This is a genomic window from Pseudomonas sp. RIT409, from assembly GCF_003052515.2.
Classification (GTDB): domain Bacteria; phylum Pseudomonadota; class Gammaproteobacteria; order Pseudomonadales; family Pseudomonadaceae; genus Aquipseudomonas.
In genome coordinates, this window is sequence record NZ_QARE02000019.1 from 1 (window position 1) to 26,006 (window position 26,006).

Consider the following 26,006-nt stretch of genomic DNA (forward strand, 5'->3'; position numbering starts at 1 on the left):
CCCCTTCTCCTGCCCGCCCAACTGACGGTCGAATTCGGGAATCTTACTGTAGTGCAGATTGTCTGCGCTGAAGCAGGGTACCTTGTGTTCGGGCATACCCAGCGGTTTTCTGCCGGCTGTTTGCTCATTTTGGCGATGAGGCGGTGTGGACTCCTGTGAACCGAAACTGCCTCGGGTTGACTGGGCGGAGTGCAGATCCGGGCGCTTTTTCAGCGTCTCCTCATGCTTGATCATCCATTGCGCCAAGCGCTTGCCTTGGCGGGTGGAGTGCATCTCATTGGCGAGTTGGCCGATGCCTCCGCGCCCTCGGGTCAGGTAGTCGACGATGGCGCTGAGCAGCAGCACCACGACTTCGACGTGACCCCGGGCGAAGTGGTGGGTGGCACGCTGCACCACCAAGAGCTCGTTCTCGCCGAAAGGGTTGAGGCCTTCGTCACCCGATATGCCGTCCCACACCACTTGGATGCCGACCAGGTAATGGTCGAGCAGCACCGGCAGCCCATTCACGAAGTATTCGGCGATCGACGCCAAGCCCAGGGCGGTCAGTATCCAGCCGCTGGCTTGCAGGCCGACGCCCATGCCAGCCAAGCCACCTGGCAGAGCACCCGCACCGCCCGCCAGCGCGCCGGCACCGGCGCCAATGACGCCGCCGGCCAATACGCTGCCGACAACGATCAATGCCATTTGGCCAACGGTGCCTAACAGTTCTTGCACCACCTCGCCGATATCAAGATCGGCGAAACGCTGTCTCAATAAATCAGCTGCTTCGAACTCGGCGCGATAAAACGCCGTACGAATATGATCCAGACGGCGCAGTACCGTACTGACCGATGGCAAGTGCTCATTGAAATAGCCGCGAAACTTCCCTTGGCCCGCACTCCTTATTTCGAAGAGGAGGCGCTCTTCGATTTCGAACCAAGAGGGCAGGACCGTCCCTTCAAACATCCCCGTCTCCCTGACAGCGGTATGAAACTTTCAGGGGCGGAAATTAAAGGCGGTTGATCAGCGTTTCAATATACAAAGCGTTTAATAAAAAGTGCGTTGTGAGGAAGTTTTAGTTTTCTGAACTTTTTAAGTGGGAAGAGTATTAAATTGATGTGGGACTTTTCTTTTTAATTATCGCGTTTGGGAAATAACTTTAATTGGCCCCAAAAAAAGGCCCCTTGCAGCGATTGCGCTGCAAGGGGCCTGGTGGATCAGTCCGGTCGTCAGCTGCGGCCGGGAAACAGTTCCGGTTTTACGATGCCGTTGAGTTGAGGGTAAGGAATCTTCAACTCGATATGGCCCATGGCATAAGGGGCGATGGTGGAAACCGGGTATTTGAGGATGACTGCGCCGTACGTCAGCGCAACATTGGAAGTCCGCTTGAAAGGCCACATCTTCTGGAACTCGGCATCCTTGTCCAGCTTTGTGCTGACCTGCCAGGCCTGGTGGGCCAGCTCTGCCTTCGCCCAGAAAGCCGCTTCCTGGCCGGGCACCAGCATGTCACTGAGGGTCAGAACACGTTGCTGCTGGCGGGAGTAATTAATGAACGCCCGGCCGGGATTGCCGTGGGCCCCGCCGGTATCCAGGTAGCTGGACAGCTCAACCACCACGATGCCGTCATGCTGCTCGCGTACCTTGGCCTGCAGATAGCTCGCGTTGCGCGCCGGTGCGGTGGCCAGGAATTGCTCTTGATAAGCCTTGAGGGTCGGCGGCACGGGGCCGTCACTGTCGTTGCGGGTCAATTGCAGCAAGGTGCGCTGCGTGATTTCGTCGAGTTTTGGCTCGTCCGGGAAATGCACGGTGTCGATGTTCACCAAGGGACAGTCGGCGGCGGTGCAGCCCGGTTTGATCAGCTCTGAAGCGTCGCGCTGAACGGTCAGCGGTTTACGCAGGTTGGGTTCGAAAAAACTTTGGCAGGCGCCGAGAATCAGGGCCAGACAGGCGATTGAAGTGATCTTCAGAAACGACATGGTGTTCCTTGGCGTTGGCATTTTAAGGGCCGTAAAGGGCCATCCAGGTAGGCAATGGCAACGGGCTTTGACTGTAGGGGACGCAATCAGTTCGCCACTGGGCGGATTAGAGTGCCTTTCCCCTCCAGTCGTCTACCCTCAGTGCCGAAATTGCCAACCCAGAGGGCTGCATCCTGTGCGACACCACGTTAGGATGGCGCGAAGTCAGCCATGCTTTGCAGTGAGAAACCTATGACCGACAGCGCGAGTTCGACCCCCACGAAGCATGAGATCACCCATCGGGAAACCTGCTTCAAGGGTTTCTACCAACTGGACCGTCTGCGCCTGCGCCACGAATTGTTCGATGGCGGAATGAGCCCGGAAATCAAGCGCGAACTGTTCGTGCGGCACGATGCCGTCTGCGTTCTGCCTTACGATGCCAAGCGCGACGAGGTGGTGCTGATCGAGCAGTTCCGCGTCGGTGTAGTGGGCAAGCACCCCAACCCATGGCTGGTGGAAATGGTCGCCGGCCTCATCGACAAGAAAGAACTGCCTGAAGAAGTTGCTCACCGCGAAGGAGAAGAGGAAGCTGGGCTTGCGTTCGAGGCGCTGTGGCCGATTACCAAGTACTTTCCGTCGCCGGGGGGCAGCAACGAATTCGTCCATCTGTACCTGGGCAAGTGCGTCAGTGAAGGGGCGGGTGGCTTGCACGGGCTGGAGGAAGAGGCCGAAGACATCCGTGTGTCGGTCTGGTCATTCGACGAGGCCTTTCAGGCTGTGAAAGACGGACGCATTGTCAACGCGGCAACTATCATCGCAATACAATGGCTGGCACTCAATCGTGCCGAAATCAGGGGGCTATGGTCGTGAATCTTCTGCGCGAGCGCTACCGTGTCGATCTTGCCGGGCTGCAAGCAGCCTGTGAGGCGAACTACGCGCGCTTGATGCGTCTGTTGCCGGACATGCGCGAAGGCAATGGTCAACGTTCTCGCCGGGTGGCCGTCACCCAAGGCGATCAGATGCTCGGTGTGCTGGCCGTCGAAGTGCTGCTCGACTGTCCTTACACCACCACGTTGCAAGTGCGCCAGGAGCACAGCCTGCCCTGGCTGCCGGTCCCGGTGCTGGAAGTGCAGGTCTACCACGATGCTCGCATGGCCGAAGTCATCGGCGCGGAGCACGCCCGGCGTTTCCGCGGTATCTATCCGTACCCCAACGCCGATATGCACCAGCCGGATGAAAAGGCACAGCTGAATCTGTTTCTTGGCGAGTGGTTGAGCCATTGCCTGGCGTGTGGGCATGAGTTCGAATCGGTTCGGTGATCCCGGCTCTGAAAAAGTGAGGACTGAACACGGTGTTCAGCCGATTGGATAAGCACCGATGGCCGAACGCGCTTGATTCGATAACTGATACCTGCCACTCATTTCCAAGTTTGCCGTCGTAACAATCACGCACCATAATCCGGCCTTGTCTGCTCAAGGAGATGGCCATTGTCGAGCGCATCCTCAAATCCGTCCTCTGTGTTGGTGGTGCAACTGTCCGACAGTCATCTGTTCGCTGAGGCGGACAGCACCTTGTTGGGCATGCCGACCCGCGACAGCCTCCACGCCGTGATCGGGCTGGTTCTCGAGGAGCAGCCTCACATCGATCTGGTGCTGGCGACAGGGGATCTGTCCCAGGACGGAACCGTGGCGTCCTATCAAGCGTTTCTCGAGGCGAGCGATCGGCTCGACGCTCCCAAGCGCTGGCTGCCGGGCAACCACGACGAAGTGCGGGAAATGGCGATCGCAGCCCGGCAAAGCGATGTACTCGAGGCAATCACCGACATCGGCGGCTGGCGCGTCACGATGCTGGATTCTTCCGTTTCGGGTTCGGTGCCTGGCTATCTGGAGGACAAACAGTTACAGATCCTCGTCCAGGCATTGAGCGAAGCGCCGGATCGTCATCATCTGGTGTGCCTGCATCATCATCCGGTGCCGATTGGCGCAGCGTGGATGGAGCCGATTGGATTGCGCAATCCAGAGGCCCTGTTTTCGGTACTCGACCGATTTCCGCAGACGCGGGCGGTGCTGTGGGGCCACGTGCATCAGGTCTTCGATCAGCCTCGCGCAGGCTTGCGCTTGATGGCCTCGCCTTCGACGTGCATCCAATTCGCCCCCGGCAGTGACGATTTTGCCCTGGACTCGCAGGCCCCGGGCTATCGCTGGCTGCGTTTGCACGATGACGGCCGGATCGAGACCGGCGTTTCCCGCATTGATCCTGACCTGTTCGAAATCGACCTCAATGGCGCTGGCTATTGAAGGAAATGTCCTGAATTCGCCGCAACAGCTCATCACACGAGTCTTCACGCCGTTGTCCCTGTAAACTGCGTGGCTTTGCCCTTGTGGGCTAGGAATCAGGGTTTGGAGGCAAACGCGTGAACCATGATCGGCCGACGCTTCTTTATATACATGGCCTGAACAGCTCGGCGATGTCGAAAAAGGCCACACAGTTGACGACGTTGATGACGCGGCTAGGGCTTGCCGAGCAATTGCGGGTGCCGGAGTTGCACCATCATCCGCGGCAGGCGATTGCGCAGCTCGAAGCGGCGATCGAAGCGCTGGGTGGGCGGCCATTACTGGTCGGCAGCTCGCTCGGCGGCTACTATGCGACTCACCTGGCCGAGCGCCACGGTCTCAAGGCGGTGCTGATCAACCCTGCGGTCAATCCGCATGAGTTGTTCGATGGCTTTCTGGGCACTCAGACCAACCTCTACACCGGCCAGACGTGGGAGTTGACCCACGACCACGTGGACGCCTTGGCTGAGCTGGAAGTACCCGCCCCGCAAGACCCGCAACGCATTCAGGTATGGTTGCAAACCGGCGACGAGACACTGGATTATCGACGCGCACAGGGCTTTTATCGGGCCTGCGCGCTGCGGATCGAGGCAGGCGGCGACCACAGCTTTCAGGGCTTCGCGCAGAAGATGCCGACGCTGTTGAGCATCGCAGGTTTCGCCCCCGATCTGCTGCAGGCCATCGATCGGTCAGCGCTGTGACAGCGTGCAGGCCGGTGCGTTGGCAATAATGAAGCGTAGAACGCGCGTGCAACGACAGCATCACTCCGAAATTTCATGAACGACTTGATGACGAGACCCCATGGCCAATCCCAGCGCTAGCTCTTATAACGCAGACGCCATCGAAGTCCTCTCGGGCCTCGACCCGGTCCGGAAGCGACCGGGCATGTACACCGACACCACCCGGCCGAACCATCTGGCCCAGGAAGTCATCGACAACAGTGTCGACGAAGCCCTGGCCGGGCACGCCAAATCGGTGCAGGTCATTCTTCACGCTGACAATTCGCTGGAAGTGGCCGACGACGGTCGCGGCATGCCCGTGGACATCCACCCGGAAGAGGGCGTTTCTGGCGTCGAACTGATCCTCACCAAGCTCCATGCGGGCGGCAAGTTCTCGAACAAGAACTACCAGTTTTCCGGCGGCCTGCACGGCGTGGGGATTTCTGTGGTCAACGCGCTCTCCACCCAGGTCCGGGTGCGGGTCAAGCGTGACGGCAACGAATATGAGATGACGTTCGCCGACGGCTTCAAAGCTACCGAACTGGCCGTCATCGGTACCGTCGGCAAGCGCAACACGGGCACCAGCGTGCATTTTTCGCCGGACCCGAAGTATTTCGACAGCCCTAAATTCTCCGTCAGCCGCCTTAAGCATGTGCTCAAGGCCAAGGCAGTGCTGTGTCCGGGGCTGCTGGTCAGCTTCGAAGACAAGGGCACCGGCGAGAAAGTGGAGTGGCATTACGAAGACGGTCTGCGCTCCTACCTGCAGGATTCGGTCAGCGATTTCCTGCGTCTTCCGGAAGAACCGTTCTGCGGTGCGTTCGCCGGTCACAAAGAGGCCGTTGACTGGGCGTTGTTGTGGTTGCCGGAAGGTGGCGACAGCGTGCAGGAAAGTTACGTCAACCTGATCCCGACCGCACAGGGCGGCACTCACGTCAACGGCCTGCGCCAGGGGTTGCTCGATGCGATGCGCGAGTTCTGTGAATTCCGCAACCTGTTGCCCCGTGGCGTGAAACTCGCCCCGGAAGACGTCTGGGAGCGCATTGCCTTCGTGCTGTCGATGAAGATGCAGGAACCGCAATTTTCTGGCCAGACCAAAGAGCGTCTGTCCTCCCGCGAAGCGGCGGCGTTCGTTTCCGGTGTGGTCAAGGATGCCTTCAGCCTGTGGCTCAACGCGCACCCCGAGGTGGGCATGCAGTTGGCCGAACTGGCCATCAGCAACGCGGGCCGCCGTCTCAAGGCGAGCAAGAAGGTGGAGCGCAAGCGCATCACCCAGGGCCCGGCATTGCCTGGCAAACTGGCGGACTGCGCCGGTCAGGACCCGATGCGCGCCGAGCTTTTTCTGGTCGAGGGCGATTCCGCGGGCGGGTCGGCCAAACAGGCGCGCGACAAGGAGTTCCAGGCCATCCTGCCGCTGCGCGGCAAGATCCTCAACACCTGGGAAGTGGACGGCGGCGAAGTCCTCGCCAGCCAGGAAGTGCACAACATCGCCGTGGCCATAGGCGTCGATCCTGGCGCGGCGGACATGAGTCAGTTGCGCTACGGCAAGATCTGCATCCTGGCCGACGCCGACTCCGACGGCCTGCACATCGCCACGCTGCTGTGCGCGCTCTTCGTTCAGCACTTCCGTCCACTGGTCGACGCCGGTCATGTCTACGTTGCCATGCCGCCGCTGTACCGCATCGACCTGGGCAAGGACATCTATTACGCGCTGGACGAAGCCGAACGTGACGGGATCCTCGACCGTTTGGTCGCCGAGAAGAAACGCGGCAAGCCGCAAGTCACGCGCTTCAAAGGCCTGGGCGAGATGAACCCGCCTCAACTGCGCGAAACCACCATGGACCCGAACACGCGCCGCCTGGTGCAGTTGACCCTGGATAACTTTGAAGAGACCTCGGAGATCATGGACATGCTGCTGGCTAAAAAGCGCGCCAGCGATCGCAAGACCTGGCTGGAATCCAAAGGCAACCTCGCCGAGGTGTTGGTTTGAGGCGAGTCTGGCTGGCAGCCCTGTTGCTGACCGCCGTGCCCGTTTTCGCCGCCGAGCCGGTTGCCCACAAGCCCTTGCCGGAACTGAAGCTGCTGTCCGAGCACGCCGTCGATGACATGGTCGGCGGCAATCTATCCGGCTTGGCGTCGTGCAACGGTACGCTGTGGACAGTCTCCGACCGTGACGACACGTTGCTGTATCGCCTGGACACCACTGCAAGTGTCTGGAAAGCGCGTGCACAGGTGCTGGACATTCCGCCAATTCCAGACAGCGGGTTGTCGGCCACCTTGCGAGGGATGGCCAAGGCTTCTGCACTGATTCGCGGGGGCGATCTGGATTTCGAGGGTGTCACCTGTGATACCGCTGGCAATCGGTATCTGGTCAGTGAAGCCTATGCGACGGTCCTGAAGGTGCCCGTCGAGGGGCCTGCGAGCTGGTTGGAGTTGCCGAAAAAGGTGGTCGAGGAGGCTCAGTCGGCGGGGATGCTGCAGCACTTCAATGCGATTTTCGAAGGCATTGCCGTCAGTCCCGAAGGCGATCAGCTCTGGCTGGCCGCCGAGCGCGAGAAGCGCGGGCTGCTGACGGTCAAGCGTGGCAAGGACGGCTGGGCCTGCGGTGCAAGTTGCATTTTGCGGGTGGAGTCCGGGAACGATGTGCTGCCGCCGCAGTTGAGCGGCAAATCCGTGGCCAAGGATTTTTCCGACATCTCGCTGTACAAGGGCAAGCTTTACACCCTGGAGCGCGCGGCCTATCGCATCTGCCGTCGGGCTTTGGAAACGGGGCAACTGGAAACCTGCTGGTCGTTCGCCAAAGAGGCGTTGCAACCTAACCGCTTGTACGACCAGAAATACGGACTGACGGAAGCGCTGATCGTTGACGAAACCGGCGCGTGGGTCGGGACGGACAACAACTTCGGCGTGCGCGCCGATGGCGAAAAACGCCCGATCGTCTGGCGCTTTGCCGCCCCGCAAGGCGGCTGGGGCGGCAAGCCTTGAGCCAGGCGCCTCCCGGCAAGCGCGCCGGGCGCCTGATGTTGATCATGGCCTGGGCTGCGGCGCTGTTTCTGGCGACGCGTTTTTTTGGCGACTGGGAGCAGCGTCAGGAAAACCCGAATACCACCGTGACCTCGGAACACGGTGACGGTTATGTGGAAGTGCGTCTGGTGAGCAATCGCCAGGGGCATTTCGTGATGACGGGGCAGATCAATGCGCGCCCCGTGGCGTTCATGCTGGACACCGGTGCGACTCAGGTCGCGATCCCCGACAGCGTTGCGCAAACACTGCGGCTGGAGCGTGGCGCTCGCGTGGAGGTCAACACGGCCAACGGCCGGACGGACGCTTTCCGCACGACGCTGCGAACCCTGCAAATTGGCGACATCGTCCTGGACAACGTGCGCGCTCTAGTGGTGCCCGGTCTGGACGGTGATCAGGTGCTGCTGGGTATGAGCGCCATCAAACAACTTGAATTCACCCAGCGCGGCGGCACCTTGCTGCTGCGTCAGACGACGAAATGATGAGGCCCGCATGAGCGACTCCCTTGACCTCAGCCTGGATGGCGTAGAACGCCGCTCACTGGCTGACTTCACCGAACAGGCCTATCTCAACTATTCCATGTACGTGATCATGGATCGGGCCTTGCCGCACATCGGTGACGGCCTCAAGCCAGTGCAGCGACGCATTGTCTACGCCATGAGCGAACTGGGCCTGGACGCCGACGCCAAGCACAAAAAATCGGCGCGTACCGTCGGTGACGTACTCGGCAAATTCCACCCCCACGGCGACTCGGCCTGTTACGAAGCCATGGTGCTGATGGCCCAGCCGTTCAGCTACCGCTACACGCTGGTGGACGGCCAGGGCAACTGGGGCGCGCCGGATGATCCAAAATCCTTCGCGGCCATGCGGTATACCGAAGCGCGGCTGTCGCGCTATTCCGAAGTGCTGCTCAGCGAGCTGGGGCAGGGCACGGCGGACTGGGTCCCCAACTTCGATGGCACGCTGGACGAGCCGGCGGTGCTGCCGGCGCGCTTGCCGAACATCCTGCTCAACGGCACCACTGGGATCGCGGTGGGCATGGCCACCGACGTTCCGCCACACAACCTGCGCGAAGTCGCAGCGGCTTGCGTTCGTTTGCTCGATGAGCCGAAAGCCACGACCGAACAGCTCTGCGAGCACGTGCAGGGCCCTGATTACCCAACCGAAGCCGAGATCATTACCCCTCGCGCCGATTTGCTGAAGATCTATGAAAGCGGTCGCGGCTCGGTGCGCATGCGGGCGGTCTACCGCGTCGAAGACGGGGACATCGTGGTCACGGCCTTGCCCCACCAAGTTTCGGGTGCCAAGGTCCTGGAGCAGATCGCCGCGCAGATGCAGGCGAAAAAACTGCCGATGGTCGCAGACCTGCGTGACGAGTCGGACCACGAAAACCCTTGCCGTATCGTCATCATTCCGCGCTCCAACCGTGTGGACGCCGACGAATTGATGCAGCACCTGTTCGCGACCACGGATCTGGAATCCAGCTACCGGGTCAACATCAACATCATCGGTCTGGACGGCAAACCTCAGCTGAAGAACCTCAAGGCGCTGCTGGCCGAGTGGCTGCAATTCCGGATCACCACGGTGCGCCGTCGCTTGCAGTTCCGGCTGGACAAGGTCGAAAAGCGCCTGCACCTGTTGGAAGGCTTGCTCACCGCTTATCTCAACCTCGATGAAGTGATTCACATCATCCGCACATCGGATCATCCCAAAGCCGATCTGATCGCACGGTTCGAACTGTCCGAAATCCAGGCCGACTACATCCTCGACACCCGCCTGCGTCAGTTGGCGCGCTTGGAAGAGATGAAGCTGCGCGGCGAGCAGGACGAGTTGCTGAAAGAACAGGCCAAATTGCAGGCGTTGCTGAGCAGCGACGCGAAATTGCGCAAGCTGGTGCGCAGCGAGCTGATCAAGGACGCTGAAACTTATGGCGACGATCGTCGTTCGCCGATTGTCGAGCGTGCCGAAGCCAAGGCCCTGTCCGAAAACGAGTTGATGCCGACCGAGCCTGTGACCGTCGTCCTGTCCGAAAAAGGCTGGGTGCGCTGCGCCAAGGGTCATGACATCGACGCAACCGGCCTCTCCTACAAGGCAGGGGACGGTTTCAAGGCTGCAGCGGCGGGGCGCTCAAACCAGTACGCGGTGTTCATCGATTCCACAGGGCGCAGCTATTCGCTCGCCGCGCACAGCCTTCCGTCGGCTCGCGGCCAGGGTGATCCGCTTACCGGCCGTCTGACACCACCCCCTGCCGCCACCTTCGAATGCGTGTTGTTGCCAGACGACGATGCGCTCTACGTCATTGCCTCCGACGCCGGTTACGGGTTCGTGGTGAAAGGGGAAGACCTGCAAGCCAAGAACAAAGCGGGCAAGGCGCTGCTGAGTTTGCCTGCCGGTGCGAAAGTCATCCTGCCACGCCCGGTGCCGGATCGTGATCAGAACTGGCTGGCGGCGGTGACCACCGAAGGACGACTGCTGGTCTTCAAAATCAGCGACTTGCCTCAGTTGGGCAAAGGCAAGGGCAACAAGATCATCGGCATTCCAGGGGAACGTGTGGCCAGTCGCGAAGAGTTCGTGACGGATCTGGCCGTGGTTCCCGATGGCGCCACGCTTGTGCTCCAGGCGGGCAAGCGAACGCTGTCGCTGAAGCCCGATGACCTGGAACATTACAAAGGCGAACGAGGCCGTCGGGGCAACAAGTTACCGCGCGGCTTCCAGCGGGTGGACGCGCTGTTGGTGGAAAGCGCTACGTGAAGCGGCGTTTGGAGTGTTCGATATTCGTTTCGTCATGAAGATCGACGCAGAATCGCTGGAGTCACGACGCATATTCACGGATGATATGACGTCGTTCGGCACTGGCGTGGCTCAGTGCCTTCATGTTTCACAGGTTATTGACATCGTGGATGCGCTGTATGCGTTCACTTGGACGGAATGATGAATTTCTTACGCGTTCCTGTTGTTCTGTTATTGACCGGCGTTCTTGGTTTGGCCGGGTGTAGCGTACATAAGCCCCAATCGCTCTATCAGCTGGACAGCGGCGATCCTGGGCAACCTAAACAAAGTGCAGGCATGGCCGTTTTGCTGGGGCCGGTCTCCATTGCTGACTATCTGCAACGGGAGACATTACTTCAGCGTCAGCCGGACGGCAGTCTGACGGCATCGGCGGACGGGCGATGGGCGGGCAGCCTGTCGTCGGACATCGACCAATTGCTGCTGCGCCAGTTGGCGTGGAAGTTGGACAGTCAGCGGGTGGTCATGGCGCCAGCGGCGGCGAACTTCAGCCCTGACGTTCAAGTGGTGCTGTCGATCACACGGCTGGATTCCGGTGAGAACCAGCCGGCCGTGCTCGACGCTCAGTGGCGTTTGCTGGACCGTCGTGGGACGGTGCGCGACAGCAAGCTGATTCACCTTGAGGAGCCGCATTCAGGCACCTCCGCGGCGCAGGTCAAGGCTCAGGGTATTCTCCTGCAGCGGCTGGCCGATCAGTTGAGCGTGGCGGTCAAACCGGTAGCCAATCAGCCTTTGGTCGCTGATCAGCCGAAGAAAGCTGCCCAGCCAGCCAAGACCCGGACCGATCAGGACAAACCGAAGATTCCAATGGCATCACCCATCCGCACTGACCTCGAAGTATTCCGCTTCTGAGTCCAGCGCTTACGAAAAAGCCCGCAGCGATGCGGGCTTTTTTGTGGCTTGTGATCGAGATGGCAATGGAGGGAATACTGCCTGACGGCTCCCGCGAAATCAGAAGAGGGCATCCCTGGAACGGATTCCAGAGCAGCCCCCTCTTAGTCAGGCCTTGCGCGCCTCATGCATGCGAGCCAATTGGCGCTCCAGCATGGACGGATAAGGCTCCATCAAGCGCTCCACGCAGCTGGCACCTTCTGGGCTGGCAATCGAACGAATGCGGGCGCGTTGGCGGATGGTGGAGTCTTCGCTGATCTTGCGCTCGACCAGCAGCAGGTTACGGCTGTGTTGCGACAGCGCCAGTGCATCCTGTGCCGTTTCGGTCAGCAGCAGGTCGATCTGGTTCATGCCGTGCAGGCCTTCGCCCAGGGTCAGGCCCAGTTGCAATTGCAGGGTGATGCCGCTGTCCGCGACTTCGATCTGCAGGGCATGGCTCAGGGCCCGCAACAGCTCACCGCAGCAGATGGCATTGGTCAGATAGTCGTCACCGCTGTCCTGCATGCTGAACACCATCAGCGAGCTGCCATCGTTCAAGGTGTGCAGCTCGCTGTCGTACAGCGATGCCGCCTGATCGATGCAGTCACGGTAGCGCTCCAGCAGCTCGGTCAGGCGGGCGCGGGGCAGGCGGCGCAGTTGCTCCTGCGAGCCCAGTTGGACGGCAAGCACTGCGCTGAACTGGGGCTGCGAAGGCGCCACCGGCAACACGGGGCGCTGTGCAGGTTTCTGCGCCACTGGCGTGTCGTCACGAAGGTCGGCGAAGGGATCGTCCTCTTCATCTTCCTCGGCCACGATGCGGCGAGCCGGGATGGCCGTGGCCCGAGGCTTGGGTTCATCGTCGAATTCAGGCTCGCCCAGGTCGCTGGTGTCGAACTCGGGCGCTCCGTCTTCGTCATCGTCATCGAGGCGTTCGGGTTCGGGAACAGGGGCCGGCTCGGGTTCGGGCGGCGCGTAGGACGCCTTGAGCTGACGGGCCAGATCGCCGATTTCATCCTGGCGATCAGTGGCCGGAGTGTAGGGGTCGATATAGCGCAACCACATGCGCAATTGCAGCATGGGGGTGGAAATGTGCCGTCCCAGACGCAGGCTCAGTGCCAATGACAGCGCCAGCAGAATCCCGGCCAGAATCCCCATGCTTTGCAGGCTGATGGTCAGTGGTTGCTGGAACTGGCTCATGTCCAGGCTGATGCGCAATGTGCCGGCGACCACGTCCTGAAACGTGACCTTGGTCTCGTAGAGGCCTTCCGTCTGACCGAGCAGGCCGTTTTTCGGGCGTTGACCGGCTTCGGCGAGAATGCGGTTGTCCACGCTGTAGATCGCTGCGTGCGCCACCAGCGGGTTCTTGACCAGATTGCCCAGCAGCACGTTCAGGCTGAGGATGTCGTTGGACACCAGCAGCTCGGTGGCAGAGGTCGCCGTTTGCGTCGTCAGGGCCTGACCCAGTGCGTCGGCCTGTTCGTGCATGGCTTGCTTGAACTGCAAACCCATCACGCAGGCGTAGATCACCAGCGCCAGCGCGACGAGGATCACGTTGTGGCTGGCGATGCGCAAAGCAATCGGAACGCGTCGATGACGCAATGCCCGGAAGATCAGCAAGAAGAAATTATCGGTTTTTACTGGCGTGGGCCGGTTCACTGAGCACGGCTCTCTTGGAGAAGTTGGGGCGCAGTATAGCGAGCGACCCAGATGCGGCAAAGCGCTCACTGTGCCCGGCGGTCACTGAAAGTGAGTAGAATGCGCTTTTTTTTCACACCGGGGGTGCGCCTTGCGCGAAATTGTCCTGATAAACATCACCGGCGAAGACAGCCCGGGCCTGACGGCCGCCATCACCGGCGTCCTGGCTCAGGGTGACGCCGAGGTGCTGGATATTGGTCAGGCCGTGATCCATGACACGCTGTCGTTCGGTATCCTGGTGCAGATTCCGGACACCGAAAGCGGCTCGACGCTACTGGATCGGGTGCAATTGAAGGCCGACGAGTTGGGCCTGAACGTGCTGTTCACTCATGTGAGTGATGACGATTACCAGCACTGGGTCGAAGATCAGGGCAAGGACCGGCACATCGTGACGCTCTTGACCCGCAAAGTGACCGCCGAGCAACTGCAGACAGTCAGTGGGATCACGGCTCGCTACGGTTTGAACATCGAGCGGATCGACCGACTGTCGGGGCGCATGCCGCTCGACATGCCGTCTGACAAAGGCAAAGGGTGCATCGAGTTTTCAGTGCGTGGGGAGCCGGCAGATGCCCAACAGATGCGCGCCGAATTCCTCCATGTCGCGCAGGAGTTGAACGTCGACATCGCGTTTCAGCAGGATTCGGTATTCCGCCGCAATCGTCGTCTGGCGGTATTCGACATGGACTCGACGCTCATCGAGGCGGAAGTCATCGACGAACTGGCCAAGGCGCACGGCGTCGGCGAGCGGGTGTCGGAGATCACCGAACGGGCCATGCGTGGTGAATTGGACTTCCGCGCCAGCTTCAAAGAGCGTCTGGCCCTTCTCAAAGGTCTGGACATCAAGGTGCTGGATGAAATTGGTGCCTCATTGCGCCTGACCGAAGGCGCAGAGACCTTGTTCGCCGAGCTGAAGCGCCTCGGTTACAAGACGGCGATCCTGTCGGGCGGCTTCACCTATTTCGCCCGTCAACTGCAGGCGAAGCTGGGTATCGACTATATCTTCGCCAACGAACTGGAAGTGGTCGACGGGCAATGCACAGGCGTCGCCGTAGAGCCGATCGTCGATGCCCAGCGCAAGGCGGATCTGCTGCGAGAGCTGGCTGCGAAAGAAGGGTTGAGTCTGGAGCAGACCATCGCGGTCGGCGATGGCGCGAACGACCTGCCGATGCTGGCCATTGCGGGGTTGGGCGTGGCGTTTCGCGCCAAGCCATTGGTCAAACAGTCCGCCAAGCAGGCGATTTCAACGCTGGGGCTCGATGGCGTGCTGTACCTGTTGGGTTTCCGCGATCGGGAAGGGCGTAGCCTGTAAATCGCAATCGCCCCATGGGCGCAGAGGCTTGCGCCCACACCTTCAGAGGTCTGGAGTGGGCGCGTAATGCCTTACAGCACCGTCCACAGCGAATCGAATTCCTGTTCCGGGCCCGACTGCTCCGTAGTGATCTTGGGCCCTTCGAGCATCTCGTATTCGAACTGGTTGTAGTTACCCGTCGTTGCCTTGCGCCCGTTGAGGGTGGCGGGGCGTTCTTCGCCGCAGTTATTGATCATGACCTTGTTGCCATTGTCGAAAGGCAGGCGAGGCGCCAACACCGTTGCAGGCACGTCGATCGCACGTACTTCCGGCAACAGCAGCGCTCGCAGGTATTGGCTGCTCTGCTCGGTACGCAGCAACTGCATGCCGCACGCCTGAGCGAACGGCGCAATCAGCTCCACACCCATTTGCGTTCCGCCGCTGCGCACCTGGCGCACCCAGCGCACCACGGCAATGCTCCAGCCGTGGCCATGATCCTGAATGCCGATCATCTCACCGGCCTGCAATTGGTCCGGAACATCCTTCGGCCACGCCAGGCAATAACCTCCGGGGCTGTGGTTGACGATATTCAGGCTGTAAGTCGGAAAGCTTTTCTGCCCGTCAGCGGCGGCGGCCGCCTCGGCATCGCTGCCCTGATACTCGATTTCCTCGAACGGCAGCATCGTGCTGGAGGAGCTTGCGCGCTGGACGTCCATGGCTTGACCCCAAGGGTCGTGCCGGGCCGACTCCAGCGGTTGCAACGTGTATTCGGTCATCCTGCCGACGGCGGCGTGGTCGACCTGCAGCAAATCGCTGAAGCAGCGCTGGCCGCCCACAAAATAATGCAAGGCACTCATCCCGACACAAACCGTGAGCGTGCCCTGGCCCGGCGTCCGTTGAAATGCCCGCTCCGACACATCGCCCCATGCTGCCGCGAGGTGTTGCAGCACGTCGATCGACAGGCCGGGTGGAACATGCAGATAGGACTGCGAGCGCTGTTCCGGGGGCGTTTCGATATAACGCTCAAGCGCGGCCGATAGAGGCCGAGGGTTGAACCCGAGCAGTTGACTGCGTTGATCGTCGCTGAATAGCGAGGTATAGCGCGGCGCCGTATCGGAGGCGAAGGCGACGGCGTAGAGGCTCGACTCGTCGAAGGGCTGTTGCAGCGTGACCATGGCGCTCCACGCATCCAGCGCATCGGCCAGCTTGCCGATATTGTGCTGACGCATCTGGTTGCAGCGCGAGCAACCCATGAGCAGGGCCACGATGTAGGTTTGCTCGACGGTCAGGGTTCGGGTGTGATGCGCCTGGTTATCGGGCACCGGTATTGCGTGAAGCTGGTGCTGTCTCGCGATCTGGTAGATCTGGTGCAGCTCCATCCACAGCCCATCCTGAACCGGGCAATACAACTGATTGGCGCGAATCAACGGACCATTGAGGCAATGCAACGCACGTTGCAGGGCGGTGGTCAGCAGCGCGGTGCGGTCCCGACTCAGTTTGGGAGCCACGCGGACGATGATTTGCTTGTAACCGACTGCCAGGTGGTTTTGCAGGGCCTGGCACAAGTTGGCCACTTTGCGCGGCCGCTCCTCCAGCACCACTGACTGGTTGAGAAAGTGCCGCTCCAAGTGCTTGCAGACGAAGGCGACTTCCGGACGCAGCAGTTCGAGCAATTGCAGCCGGTTTTCACTCGGCGTCAGCAGTTGATTCAACTCGCCGAGGCCTTGGTACAACTGACGAGCCATTTCGCCGAGGTTCGCCTTGGGCAGCGTGGCGATCCAGCGCTTGAGGTCTTTTGGCGTCGCGTCACAGAACGACAGGCTCGACTGCGTCGGCACGGGGGCGCGCAACAACAGCGGGAGACTTAAATTACTCATGTGACAGGCAAACTCCGACAACTATCAGCCCGAATGGCGCGGTCAAACGGCATGCAACGGCGCCGCGATCCAGCTAAACGAGCGAGTTTACGTCAATTGAAAGAGAAGTTTCCTACAGCACCGATGGATGACTTTACCAGCATCGGCGCCAAGTCGCAGCCATTAATGTCAAACTGATATTGCAAGTGAATTGCGTTGCTTCGGTTATTACGAACAGAGCGGGGCTTGTGGATCACGGCTGCCCCGCCCGTCTGCGCCTCGATGTTATCGAGGCAGCAAGTCACACCTGGATGGGCGTCGCCAGCAGTTGCCCCATTCTGGTGGGCGCCCCCGCGGTCAGTTGTTCAGCCCACTTCACTTGGTTTGGACCGAACAGGACAATAGCGGTCGATCCCAGTTTGAAGCGTCCCAGCTCGGCGCCTTTTTCCAGATGGATGGGCGCGCGGGCCGCTTCATCGTAACGGAAGGTCTTCAGCTCGCGTTTCGGTGGCGTCACCAGACCTGCCCAGACCGTCTCGACAGAAGCCACGATCATCGCGCCCACCAGCACGACCGCCATCGGGCCGCGCTCGGTATCGAACAGACACACGACACGTTCGTTGCGCGCGAACAGTTCAGGCACGTTTTCGGCTGTGGTCTGGTTGACCGAGAACAGGCGACCGGGCACGTAGACCATTTCCCGCAATGTCCCTGCCAGCGGCATGTGTACGCGGTGGTAGTCCTTCGGCGAAAGGTAAATGGTGGCGAATTCACCGCCCATGAATGGCGCCGACAGGCGTGCATCGCCTCCCAGCAGTTCCAGCGCGCTGAAGCTATGGCCTTTGGCCTGGAAGATCCGGCCATGTTCGATGGGGCCCAGTTGGCTCACCGCACCATCGGCAGGGCAGAGGATTGCCCCCGGTGTCTCGTCGAGGGGGCGAGCGCCTGGCTTGAGTGCACGGGTGAAGAAATCGTTGAAGTGCGGGTAGGCAGTGAAGTCTTCCACCAGCGCCTGGGACATGTCCACTTGGTACCGGCGCACGAACCACTGCGTGAACGCATTCTTGAACCAGCGCACGCGGCATTCAGCAACGCAGCCCGCCAGGCGCGACAGCAGATGGTGGGGAAGCAGGTATTGAAAAAGGATAAACAGACGCTGTTTCATCAAGATTCCTAAAGCGTTTGAAAAGGAGTTCAGATCGCGGGGCGCCCCGTCATTTCTCGATTGGCATCTCTGGGTCATTACCCCATTCGCCCCATGACCCGGCATAGCCCTTGACCCGCGGATAGCCGAGCGCCTTGGCCACCAGGTACGTGAAGCCGGAGCGATGGTGGGTCTGGCAATGAGTCACGACTTCCTTGTCAGGCGTAATGCCCAGGCTTTCCAGAATCTGCGGCATGTCTTCGCGAATGCGCAATTGGCGGGCCGGATCCATGCCTGCCGTCCATTCGAAATTGATCGCCCCAGGGATGTGGCCGCCTCGCGCTGCCACCACTTTCTCGCCTGAATACTCGCTCGGGGCCCGTGCGTCCCAGATGGCCAGGTCCGGTGCGCCCAGGCGGCTGCGCAGGTATTCACGGGTGGCCGTGGGTTCATCGTGGATCTTGAGTGCGACGGGGCCGCCCGCGGGTGCGGGAACCTCTGTGGACAGCGGCAGGCCCTCGGCTTGCCACGACAGGACACCGCCATCGAGGTAGTGATAATTCGAGTGGCCGATCACGTCCAGCAACCAGATGAAGCGGCCGGCCCAACCTCCGCCCTCGTCGTCGTACACCACGTAGATGGCATTCGGGTGATGCCCCAGCTCGCCGAACAGGCTTTCCAGTTCCGGCTGGGTCGGCAACAGGCCCGGAGCAGGCGGTCGGCCCCGCTGTGTGCGTTTCGGATCGACGAAGCGAGCACCTGGAATGTGGCCGGCAGCGTAACGGGCGGCGCTCGTCAGGTCGACCAGGATCAGTTCTGAAGCGCCAAGGCGTGCCTGGAGGTCTGCGGGCTCGATCACCAGCGGCAAGCTTGAGAAGGCAGACATGTGACAACTCCGGATCGTGAAAAGGGAGGAATTGTAGCTCAGGCGTCAGCCATTGCGTTGGCTAAAGGTGGTCAGCGCCTTCTCGATGCATTGTCCGGTCTTACCGAACGCCTGGACGGTCATTTCCGAAAAAGGGCCCCCGCCCTGATCCGCCAGGACCACCATCACCACCCGGCCCTGACTCGCCAGCGAGCGGATCAGCAGGTTTTCGCCCGGAAAGAGGCTGCGCAACTGAACGGGCAGAAGCGCGGAAAACTGGGCGTTATTGCTGGGCGTCAGGCGCAACTGAGTGGCTTGTGCCATCAGACGCTGCAACACGGTACTGTCGCGATAGGGAATCAGCAGCGCGGCGGCAGCCGAAGGCACCCCGGCGAGTTGATGCACACGCAAGGTGTCGGTCTTGCGATCGATCATGAGCAGCACTGTGCGTCGCATGCCTGCCGCCAGAAGCGCATCCCGAGCGCAGGTGGTCAGGTGCATGGCATTGGTGAAAGCGCTGGGCTCTTTGAGTAAATCGCCGCAGTGCTTGCGCCACATCTGCAGCGCTTCGGCCGACGGCGCAGGCGCAGGCAGCAGGCCTTTGTGAACCCGTCGCGCTTCCCAAGGCCACAGCAGCGCCTCGGCCGGGTGCCAGACGCCGGGCGCGGCGTGATGGCGTGCGCTGGCAACGGCGTTTTGGTGCACCTGTTGCTGCAGTTCGTCGAACGGCTGTTGCAGGTACAGACTGGTCAGCAACTGCCAGCGCAGATTGTGCGGCGTGTCCCACGCTTGTTGAGCTGACAGCGCCAAGCCATTAGCCAGCAATATCGTATTGGCGGGCTGATTGAGCCAGCGCCGCAATGGCAGATCAGCGTCCAATGCCTGCTGCCGTTGAAGCGGATTGTCATGTTCGTGCGCGATACGCAGCACTTTCACTAGATTGCGCTGCTCACGAATCAGCAGGTCATAGCCCTGCGTCACCCAGATGGGCAACTGCCAGTGTTGAGCCACCGCTTGGCAGAGCTGCACCAGCCGCACGCCGAACAGCGCCTTTTCTACGACTTTCGCGCTCTCGCCCTTGTGGATGACCCGCAGCTCCCACTCCTCCAGCAGCTTCGGATGTGCCAGTGCCATCGGCCACAGAGGCGCAAGAAACAACAGGCTGCCCAAGTGGATGTCTTGCCATAGGCGTGCCAGCTGATTGGCGAAAAGTCCGTACGCCTGCTGTGTGGCGTGCTGGCTGATCAGTTGCAACTGGCGAAACGCGACCGGAATGCTCTGCAATTCGACACTGGGCAGGCGGGCCAGTAAGGTGCCGGTGCGCGCCAGGCCCAGACGGTTCAAAGCCACTTCGAGGCTTTCCGCAGGCTCGGTAAGGCCACCCGCCTTGAGGTTGGCCTCTCGCAACACGCTGAGAACCAAGGCCGGGCTGTCCTGCATGAGCTCGGCAATCTCTCGCAGGGAGCGACGACTGTCGTTCAGCGCTGAATGCACTTTGGTGTAGGCGGCAGCCGGTACGGGCAGCGCGATGCTGTCGAGCTGTTTGACCCAAGCATCGAGCGTCTGCGGAACGGGGAACGTGGAGGCTTTTTCTGATTGCATTCACAAGGCCCATACGGCTGGGAGGTTTTGATCGGCGTCGAATGGTGGCATCATGCTGGCCGTCGCGCTGCGGTACGCGAGCCAGACGCCAGACAGGATTTTCGCCTGAATTGACTATAGTCTGGCGCACTCATGCCGATAAGTAGAACAAGCGTTTCGACCGCTTCTCGCACAATGACCATGAACCCGACTCAGTAAGTATTTTTATCTATGGCAAAAATTATCGGCATCATCGTCGTTATCGCGAGCGTTCTCGGCGGCTACGTACTGTCCCATGGTCAAATCGCGGCGCTGATCCAGCCGTTCGAGGTCCTGATCATCGGCGGTGCCGCGTTCGGTGCATTTTTGCAGGCGAACCCGGGTTATATGACCATGCACGTCATCAAGAAGTCCGTGAAGATGTTCGGTTCGCGCTTCACGCACGCCTTCTACCTCGAAGTGCTGGGCTTGATCTACGAGATCCTCAACAAGAGCCGCCGCGAAGGCATGATGGCCATCGAAGGCGACATCGAAGAGCCGGAAAACAGCCCGATCTTCGCCAAGTACCCCAGCGTTTTGAAAGACACCCGGATGATCGCCTTCATCTGTGATTACCTGCGCATCATGTCCTCCGGCAACATGGCCCCCCACGAGCTGGAAGGCCTGTTCGACATGGAGCTGCTGAGCATGAAGGAAGAGCTGGAGCACCCTTCCCACGCCGTGACGGGTATCGCCGACGGCATGCCCGGTTTCGGTATCGTCGCGGCCGTACTGGGTATCGTTGTGACCATGGCGTCGCTGGGCTCTGGAGACAAGGCCGCGATCGGCATGCACGTAGGCGCCGCACTGGTCGGTACCTTCTTCGGTATTCTCGCGGCTTACGGCTTCTTCGGTCCGCTGTCGCAGTGTCTCGCCCACGACGCGAAAGAAGAGATGAACGTCTTCGAATCGATCAAGGCTTCGTTAGTCGCCTCTGCGTCGGGCGTGCCACCCTCGCTGGCTGTCGAGTTCGGCCGCAAGGTGCTGTACCCGGCCCATCGCCCCAGCTTCAGCGAGCTGGAACAAGCTGTTCGCGGTCGCTGATCCATGGAAAACAATCAACCCATTATCGTCAAGCGCGTAAAGCGCTTCGGCGGCGGTCATCACGGTGGCGCCTGGAAAATCGCCTTCGCCGACTTCGCGACGGCAATGATGGCGTTTTTCCTCGTGCTGTGGCTGATGTCTTCGGCCACGCCCGAGCAGTTGATCGCCATTGCGGGTTACTTCAAGGACCCTGTGGGGTTCTCGGACAGCGGATCCCCGTATGTCATTGATCTGGGTGGTTCACCGGAGATGTCGCCGGACCAGACCCTCAACCCTGAAGTCAAATCCACCCCAGCGCCCGACAAGGTCCCGGTGGATGCGGATCAACAGGATTCCGCGGCCGAGCAGGTCGAGCAGGAGCGTCTTGAGATGCTGCTGCAGGAACTGCAGACCAAGGTCAACGAAAATCCGCAACTGGCCAAATTCAAAGACCAGATCCTGTTCGAAATTACCCAGGATGGCTTGCGTATCCAGATCATGGACGCAGAAAACCGGCCCATGTTCGACATCGGCAGCGCACGCCTCAAGCCGTATTTCGAGGACATTCTGCTGGCCATGGCCGATACCATCAAAGCGGTGCCAAACAAGGTCAGTATCAGTGGGCACACCGATGCGACGCCTTATGTGGGTAACAACGGTTTCGGTAACTGGGAGCTTTCAGCCAACCGTGCCAACGCGGCCCGGCGTGCGCTGACCGCAGGAGGCTATCCGGACCCGCAAGTCGCTCGTGTGGTGGGTTACGCCTCGTCCGCGCTGTACGACAAGGAACACCCCACCAACCCGATCAACCGCCGGATCGACATTGTGGTGCTGACCAAGAAGGCCCAGGAGCGCATCGAGGGCGCACAAGGCACGGGGGATGCGCCAAAAACGGACGTGCCACCTGCCCCTGCCGCGCCTGCTGCGCCAACGGCACCCGGCGCTCGGCCGGAGGCATCGACGGCAGCGCCCCCGGTAGACCCCCAGGCCTACGCTCAGCCTCACGAAATCCGGCAAAAGCTGAACATCTTCGACCAAGGGCAATTGAAGATCGACGAGACCAAGAACTGAACTATGGTCTGACGAAAACGCCGCGATCATCGCGGCGTTTTTGTTTTTCGAGGCATTACAGGTGAGTTATAGCCGCTTGGCTTGCTGGCGGGAGCAATCTTGCAGACGTCCCCTGATACAGCGGGGTGCACTCGATCAGTAACTGTCTTCAGGCAAGCTCGCGATGATCGAGCGATAGCTGTTCATCCGCTGTTGCTGCACGCGGCCGTCTTCCAGGGCTTTGAGCAGGGCGCAGCCGGGCTCTCGGTCATGTTTGCAGTCGCGGAAACGGCAGCGGCCGAGCAGGTCGTTGAACTCGATGAAGCCGGCCTCAACGTCAGCGCGGCTGACGTGGCCCAGGCCGAATTCGCGAATGCCGGGGGAGTCGATCAGGTCGCCGCCGTGGGGGAAGTGGAACAGCCGGGCGGTGGTGGTGGTGTGTGTCCCCTGGCCTGAATATTCGGACAGCGGCCCCACTCGCGTGCCGACCTCCGGCAGCAGGCTGTTGACCAGCGATGACTTGCCGACGCCGGACTGGCCCACGAACACACTGGTGTTATGGTCCAACAGATCCTGCAGCTGCTGCATGCCGTTGCCGTGATGGGCGGACACTTCCAGCACCGGATACCCCAGCGTGCGATATACCGCGAGCAGCGCATCGAGCGCAGGGGCGTTCTGTTCGTTGATCAGGTCGTACTTGTTCAGCAGCAGCAGTGGACGAATCCCCGCATGCTCAGCCGCTACCAGATAGCGGTCGATGAGGTTGGCATGGGGTTCCGGTGCAGGCGCGAAGACGATGACGATCAAATCGACGTTGGCAGCCACCGGTTTGAGCTGGCCACGAGAGTCGGGTCGGCACAGTTCGGTGCTACGCGGCAGTTGCGCAACAATCACGCCGATACCCTGATTGCCCGGGCGCCAGACGACTTTATCGCCCGTCACCAACGCGGGCAGGTTAGCCCGCAAATGACAGCGGAATACCTGGCCGCTCAGCTCGCCTTCCTGCGCTTCGACTTCCACCTGAACGCCGAAGTGGGCGATCACCAGGCCCGTTTGCTCCGGCCCCAGATCACCGCCTTCGAGGGTTTCGAGGGCCAAGGACTCACGCTTGGCCGCTCGGGCGGCGCGCTCGCCCTGAATCTTTTCGATACGCCAGTTTTGGCGGCGGTTGAGTTGGCGTTTGGCCATGGGTGTTCAGTGATCCGTTTCGGGGTGTAAAGCAGAGGATTGAGTAAAACGCCGGGAGTCTAGCACGCTTGTCTGAGCTAAACTGCGCGCCTACGCTGAGGAGCCGACATATGCAGAACAAGCAGAACCTGATCTGGATCGACCTGGAGATGACCGGTCTGGACCCGGATAACGACGTCATCATCGAGATGGCCACCATCATTACCGACAGCGAATTGAACACGCTGGCCGAAGGCCCGGTCATCGCCATCCATCAAAGCGACGACATCCTCAACGGCATGGATGAGTGGAACACCCGCCAGCATGGTGGATCGGGGCTGACTCAGCGCGTGCGTGAGAGCACGATCACCACCGCACAAGCTGAAGCCACGACGCTAGAGTTCATCAAGCAATGGGTGCCTGAGCGCAGCTCGCCCATATGCGGCAACAGCATCTGCCAGGATCGCCGCTTCCTTTATAAGCGCATGCCCACGCTGGAAAACTATTTCCACTACCGGAACCTTGATGTCTCCACCCTCAAGGAGCTCGCGGCACGCTGGTCCCCCGAGCTGAAGTTCAAAAAGGGCAGCACGCATCTGGCACTGGACGATATCCGTGAATCCATCGCGGAGTTGCGTTTCTATCGCGAACACTTCATCAAGGTTTAACCCTTCAGTGTAGGAGCGCACGCTTGCCCGCGAATACGTTGTCGGCCTCGACATCGCGGGTAGCTGAAACGCCGCAATCGCGGCAAGCGCGCTCCTACGAAGAGGACTTCGTCCTGACTCGCACGGATCGCCGCCATGCTGTTGATGCTCTATCTGATCGCCATTACCGCGGAAGCCATGACGGGCGCGCTGTCTGCCGGGCGCCGCGGCATGGACTGGTTTGGGGTGGTGCTGATCGCCTGCATCACGGCGTTGGGCGGTGGTTCGGTGCGCGATGTGTTACTGGGGCATTACCCGCTGACGTGGGTCAAGCATCCTGAATACCTCATACTGACCAGCGTTGCAGCGTTGATCACCATCTGCATCGCGCCCCTCATGCGGCACCTGCGTTCGCTGTTTCTGGTGCTAGACGCCCTGGGGTTGGTGGCGTTCACCATCATCGGCTGCACGACGGCGGTGGACATGGGGTTGGGGATGATGGTCGCGGCTGTCAGTGGGGTGATCACCGGCACATTCGGCGGGATTCTGCGCGACATCTTCTGCAACGACATCCCCCTGATCTTTCGTCGCGAGCTGTATGCCAGCGTTTCCTTCGCGGCCGCGTGGTGCTTTCTTCTGTGTCAGTGGGCTGGCCTGCCCATTGAGCAAGGAACGCTGATCACGCTGTCAGGCGGGCTGTTGCTGCGGTTGTTGGCGATCCGATTTCGCTGGGAGATGCCCAAGTTCGTCTATAAGGACGGGCATTAAACGCGTGGCGTGTGTCGCCGGTTGCGGCGGGTGATCGGTGGCCCGCATTCAGCAGCGATCCTTCGATCAGGCGTCATGCCGCCGCAGTGCCCATTCGACGTGCTCACGGACCATTTCCGAGGGATGATCTCGGCGCGCCTTCAATGCTTCAATCACTGGGATGGTGGACGGCGCATTGCCCAGCCCCACCGCCAGGTTGCGTAACCAGCGCTCATAGCCTGCCCGTCGCAGCGGTGAACCTTCGGTATTGCTGAGGAAGGTGGGTTCGTCCCACAGGAACAGTGTGGCCAGCTCAGTGTTATCCAGCCCGTGGCGAGGCTTGAAGTCGTTCTGATCCGTTGGGCGGGCAAAACGGTTCCAGGGGCAGACGATCTGGCAATCATCGCACCCGAACACACGGTTGCCGATCAGCGTACGCAGCGCTTCGGGGATCGACGTCTTGAGCTCGATGGTCAGGTAGGAAATGCAGCGCCTCGCATCGAGAACATAAGGGCCGACGAAGGCGTTGGTTGGGCAGATGTCCAGGCACGCGCTGCAACGACCGCAATGCTCCGTCGCGTGAGGCGAGTCGACGGGCAATGCGAGATCGACGAACAACTCGCTCAGGAAAAAGTAACTGCCCGCCTTGCGGTTGAGCACCAGCGTGTTCTTGCCGATCCAGCCCAGCCCGGCCTGTTCGGCAATGGCTTTTTCCAGCACCGGCGCGCTGTCGACGAAGGCTCTGAAACCAAACGGGCCGATGGCCTGTTGAATCCGTTCCGCCAGTTGTTGCACGCGTTTGCGGATCAGTTTGTGGTAGTCACGTCCCAGCGCGTACCGGGAAACGTAGGCTTTTTCCGGCTCGGCCAGCCGTTTCGCCATCGAAGTGTCGCCAGGCAGGTAGTCCATCCGCAGCGACACCACTCGCAGCGTGCCCGGCACCAATTCGTCAGGGTGCGAACGTTTGCTGCCATGCGCTGCCATATAGTCCATCTCACCGTGGTACCCGGCTTCGAGCCAGCGTTGCAGATGCTGCTCATGCTCCGCCAGATCCAGCCCCGAGATGCCGACCTGCTGAAAGCCGAGTTCGCGCCCCCAGTCCTTGATCGATTGGGCAAGCTCAGCCAACCCGGCAGCCGACAGCAATGCGGGGTTTGTGGAGGGATCGACAGTAATCGCGGACATGCTGAAGAGGACACCGGGGTACAGGTGCGTATAATTCTGCCAGACATCGGAGCCCAAA

The 26,006-nt window shown here is 60.7% G+C and carries 23 protein-coding genes; 14 read left to right on the forward strand and 9 right to left on the reverse strand.

Annotated features, from left to right (window positions below; all coding sequences use genetic code 11):
- Together DBP26_RS20780 and DBP26_RS20785 are read right to left on the reverse strand one after the other, a co-directional pair.
- Positions 1-945: DUF6861 domain-containing protein (locus tag DBP26_RS20780; RefSeq protein ID WP_112235852.1), on the reverse strand; the 945-nt coding region annotated here is incomplete at its 3' end.
- Positions 946-1,208: 263 nt separating this feature from the next.
- Positions 1,209-1,955, reverse strand: coding sequence for an RsiV family protein (locus DBP26_RS20785; RefSeq protein ID WP_108239406.1), 747 nt, complete (start codon positions 1,953-1,955; stop codon positions 1,209-1,211).
- 231 nt (positions 1,956-2,186) lie between these two features.
- Here DBP26_RS20785 and DBP26_RS20790 point away from each other — a divergent pair, with 231 nt between their 5' ends.
- From DBP26_RS20790 to DBP26_RS20830, 9 genes are all read left to right on the forward strand, one after another.
- Entirely contained in the window at positions 2,187-2,804 is a 618-nt protein-coding gene (locus DBP26_RS20790) for an NUDIX domain-containing protein (RefSeq protein WP_108239407.1), read from the forward strand.
- Positions 2,795-3,253 carry a DUF1249 domain-containing protein gene (locus DBP26_RS20795; RefSeq protein WP_108239408.1) on the forward strand — a complete coding sequence of 153 codons (459 nt, stop codon included), beginning with the start codon at positions 2,795-2,797 and terminating at the stop codon, positions 3,251-3,253. The genes DBP26_RS20790 and DBP26_RS20795 overlap by 10 nt, the downstream gene beginning before the upstream one ends.
- Before the next feature lie 168 nt (positions 3,254-3,421).
- The gene (gene cpdA / locus DBP26_RS20800; RefSeq protein ID WP_108239409.1) at positions 3,422-4,231 is read left to right on the forward strand and encodes a 3',5'-cyclic-AMP phosphodiesterase; all 810 of its coding nucleotides are present in this window, start codon (positions 3,422-3,424) and stop codon (positions 4,229-4,231) included.
- Between the two features lie 116 nt (positions 4,232-4,347).
- Complete coding sequence (locus DBP26_RS20805; RefSeq protein WP_108239410.1) at positions 4,348-4,968, forward strand: YqiA/YcfP family alpha/beta fold hydrolase; 621 nt, start codon at positions 4,348-4,350, stop codon at positions 4,966-4,968.
- Positions 4,969-5,068: 100 nt separating this feature from the next.
- A complete protein-coding gene (parE, locus tag DBP26_RS20810) occupies positions 5,069-6,973 on the forward strand; it encodes a DNA topoisomerase IV subunit B (protein WP_108239411.1) in 1,905 nt (634 codons plus the stop codon).
- Positions 6,974-6,984: 11 nt separating this feature from the next.
- On the forward strand, positions 6,985-7,968 hold the full coding sequence (locus tag DBP26_RS20815; RefSeq protein ID WP_256601404.1) for an esterase-like activity of phytase family protein: 984 nt from the start codon (positions 6,985-6,987) through the stop codon (positions 7,966-7,968).
- A complete protein-coding gene (locus DBP26_RS20820) occupies positions 7,965-8,486 on the forward strand; it encodes a TIGR02281 family clan AA aspartic protease (RefSeq protein ID WP_108239413.1) in 522 nt (173 codons plus the stop codon). The genes DBP26_RS20815 and DBP26_RS20820 overlap by 4 nt, the downstream gene beginning before the upstream one ends.
- Positions 8,487-8,496: 10 nt before the next feature.
- Positions 8,497-10,755, forward strand: coding sequence for a DNA topoisomerase IV subunit A (parC, locus tag DBP26_RS20825; RefSeq protein ID WP_108239414.1), 2,259 nt, complete (start codon positions 8,497-8,499; stop codon positions 10,753-10,755).
- 180 nt (positions 10,756-10,935) lie between these two features.
- The gene (locus tag DBP26_RS20830) at positions 10,936-11,643 is read left to right on the forward strand and encodes a PqiC family protein (RefSeq protein WP_108239415.1); all 708 of its coding nucleotides are present in this window, start codon (positions 10,936-10,938) and stop codon (positions 11,641-11,643) included.
- 147 nt (positions 11,644-11,790) lie between these two features.
- Here DBP26_RS20830 and DBP26_RS20835 read toward each other — a convergent pair whose 3' ends face one another.
- Positions 11,791-13,317 carry a HAMP domain-containing protein gene (locus DBP26_RS20835; RefSeq protein ID WP_108239416.1) on the reverse strand — a complete coding sequence of 509 codons (1,527 nt, stop codon included), beginning with the start codon at positions 13,315-13,317 and terminating at the stop codon, positions 11,791-11,793.
- 130 nt (positions 13,318-13,447) lie between these two features.
- Here DBP26_RS20835 and serB point away from each other — a divergent pair, with 130 nt between their 5' ends.
- Positions 13,448-14,665: a phosphoserine phosphatase SerB gene (gene serB / locus DBP26_RS20840; protein ID WP_108239417.1), complete on the forward strand. Its 1,218-nt coding sequence runs from the start codon at positions 13,448-13,450 to the stop codon at positions 14,663-14,665.
- 71 nt (positions 14,666-14,736) lie between these two features.
- Here serB and DBP26_RS20845 read toward each other — a convergent pair whose 3' ends face one another.
- From DBP26_RS20845 to DBP26_RS20860, 4 genes are all read right to left on the reverse strand, one after another.
- The gene (locus DBP26_RS20845; RefSeq protein WP_108239418.1) at positions 14,737-16,521 is read right to left on the reverse strand and encodes a molecular chaperone; all 1,785 of its coding nucleotides are present in this window, start codon (positions 16,519-16,521) and stop codon (positions 14,737-14,739) included.
- Between the two features lie 280 nt (positions 16,522-16,801).
- Positions 16,802-17,671: an archaetidylserine decarboxylase gene (gene asd, locus DBP26_RS20850; protein WP_177411104.1), complete on the reverse strand. Its 870-nt coding sequence runs from the start codon at positions 17,669-17,671 to the stop codon at positions 16,802-16,804.
- 43 nt (positions 17,672-17,714) lie between these two features.
- On the reverse strand, positions 17,715-18,530 hold the full coding sequence (locus tag DBP26_RS20855) for a rhodanese-like domain-containing protein (RefSeq protein WP_108239420.1): 816 nt from the start codon (positions 18,528-18,530) through the stop codon (positions 17,715-17,717).
- Between the two features lie 45 nt (positions 18,531-18,575).
- Entirely contained in the window at positions 18,576-20,111 is a 1,536-nt protein-coding gene (locus DBP26_RS20860; protein ID WP_108239421.1) for an HDOD domain-containing protein, read from the reverse strand.
- A 210-nt stretch (positions 20,112-20,321) separates the two neighbouring features.
- On the opposite strand from DBP26_RS20860, the gene motA reads away from it, so the two are divergent.
- Positions 20,322-21,173 carry a flagellar motor stator protein MotA gene (gene motA, locus DBP26_RS20865; protein ID WP_108239422.1) on the forward strand — a complete coding sequence of 284 codons (852 nt, stop codon included), beginning with the start codon at positions 20,322-20,324 and terminating at the stop codon, positions 21,171-21,173.
- Between the two features lie 3 nt (positions 21,174-21,176).
- Entirely contained in the window at positions 21,177-22,223 is a 1,047-nt protein-coding gene (motB, locus tag DBP26_RS20870; protein ID WP_108239423.1) for a flagellar motor protein MotB, read from the forward strand.
- Positions 22,224-22,358: 135 nt separating this feature from the next.
- On the opposite strand, the gene rsgA is transcribed toward motB, so the two are convergent.
- Positions 22,359-23,390 (reverse strand): small ribosomal subunit biogenesis GTPase RsgA, encoded by a 1,032-nt coding sequence (gene rsgA / locus DBP26_RS20875; protein ID WP_108239424.1) that lies wholly within the window; start codon positions 23,388-23,390, stop codon positions 22,359-22,361.
- A 110-nt stretch (positions 23,391-23,500) separates the two neighbouring features.
- Here rsgA and orn point away from each other — a divergent pair, with 110 nt between their 5' ends.
- Both orn and DBP26_RS20885 read left to right on the forward strand, forming a co-directional pair.
- A complete protein-coding gene (gene orn / locus DBP26_RS20880; protein ID WP_108239425.1) occupies positions 23,501-24,037 on the forward strand; it encodes an oligoribonuclease in 537 nt (178 codons plus the stop codon).
- A gap of 135 nt (positions 24,038-24,172) precedes the next feature.
- The gene (locus DBP26_RS20885) at positions 24,173-24,784 is read left to right on the forward strand and encodes a trimeric intracellular cation channel family protein (RefSeq protein ID WP_108239426.1); all 612 of its coding nucleotides are present in this window, start codon (positions 24,173-24,175) and stop codon (positions 24,782-24,784) included.
- A gap of 66 nt (positions 24,785-24,850) precedes the next feature.
- On the opposite strand, the gene queG is transcribed toward DBP26_RS20885, so the two are convergent.
- On the reverse strand, positions 24,851-25,948 hold the full coding sequence (queG, locus tag DBP26_RS20890; protein ID WP_108239503.1) for a tRNA epoxyqueuosine(34) reductase QueG: 1,098 nt from the start codon (positions 25,946-25,948) through the stop codon (positions 24,851-24,853).
- Positions 25,949-26,006 lie beyond the last annotated feature (58 nt).

Coding starts and splice junctions, on each gene's coding strand:
- DBP26_RS20785 (WP_108239406.1), bottom strand. CDS start 1,955: ATGTCGTTTCTGAAGATCACTTCAATCGCCTGTCTGGCCCTGATTCTC.
- DBP26_RS20790 (WP_108239407.1), top strand. CDS start 2,187: ATGACCGACAGCGCGAGTTCGACCCCCACGAAGCATGAGATCACCCAT.
- DBP26_RS20795 (WP_108239408.1), top strand. CDS start 2,795: ATGGTCGTGAATCTTCTGCGCGAGCGCTACCGTGTCGATCTTGCCGGG.
- parE (WP_108239411.1), top strand. CDS start 5,069: ATGGCCAATCCCAGCGCTAGCTCTTATAACGCAGACGCCATCGAAGTC.
- parC (WP_108239414.1), top strand. CDS start 8,497: ATGAGCGACTCCCTTGACCTCAGCCTGGATGGCGTAGAACGCCGCTCA.
- DBP26_RS20830 (WP_108239415.1), top strand. CDS start 10,936: ATGAATTTCTTACGCGTTCCTGTTGTTCTGTTATTGACCGGCGTTCTT.
- DBP26_RS20845 (WP_108239418.1), bottom strand. CDS start 16,521: ATGAGTAATTTAAGTCTCCCGCTGTTGTTGCGCGCCCCCGTGCCGACG.
- DBP26_RS20855 (WP_108239420.1), bottom strand. CDS start 18,530: ATGTCTGCCTTCTCAAGCTTGCCGCTGGTGATCGAGCCCGCAGACCTC.
- DBP26_RS20860 (WP_108239421.1), bottom strand. CDS start 20,111: ATGCAATCAGAAAAAGCCTCCACGTTCCCCGTTCCGCAGACGCTCGAT.
- motA (WP_108239422.1), top strand. CDS start 20,322: ATGGCAAAAATTATCGGCATCATCGTCGTTATCGCGAGCGTTCTCGGC.
- motB (WP_108239423.1), top strand. CDS start 21,177: ATGGAAAACAATCAACCCATTATCGTCAAGCGCGTAAAGCGCTTCGGC.
- rsgA (WP_108239424.1), bottom strand. CDS start 23,390: ATGGCCAAACGCCAACTCAACCGCCGCCAAAACTGGCGTATCGAAAAG.
- orn (WP_108239425.1), top strand. CDS start 23,501: ATGCAGAACAAGCAGAACCTGATCTGGATCGACCTGGAGATGACCGGT.
- DBP26_RS20885 (WP_108239426.1), top strand. CDS start 24,173: ATGCTGTTGATGCTCTATCTGATCGCCATTACCGCGGAAGCCATGACG.
- queG (WP_108239503.1), bottom strand. CDS start 25,948: ATGTCCGCGATTACTGTCGATCCCTCCACAAACCCCGCATTGCTGTCG.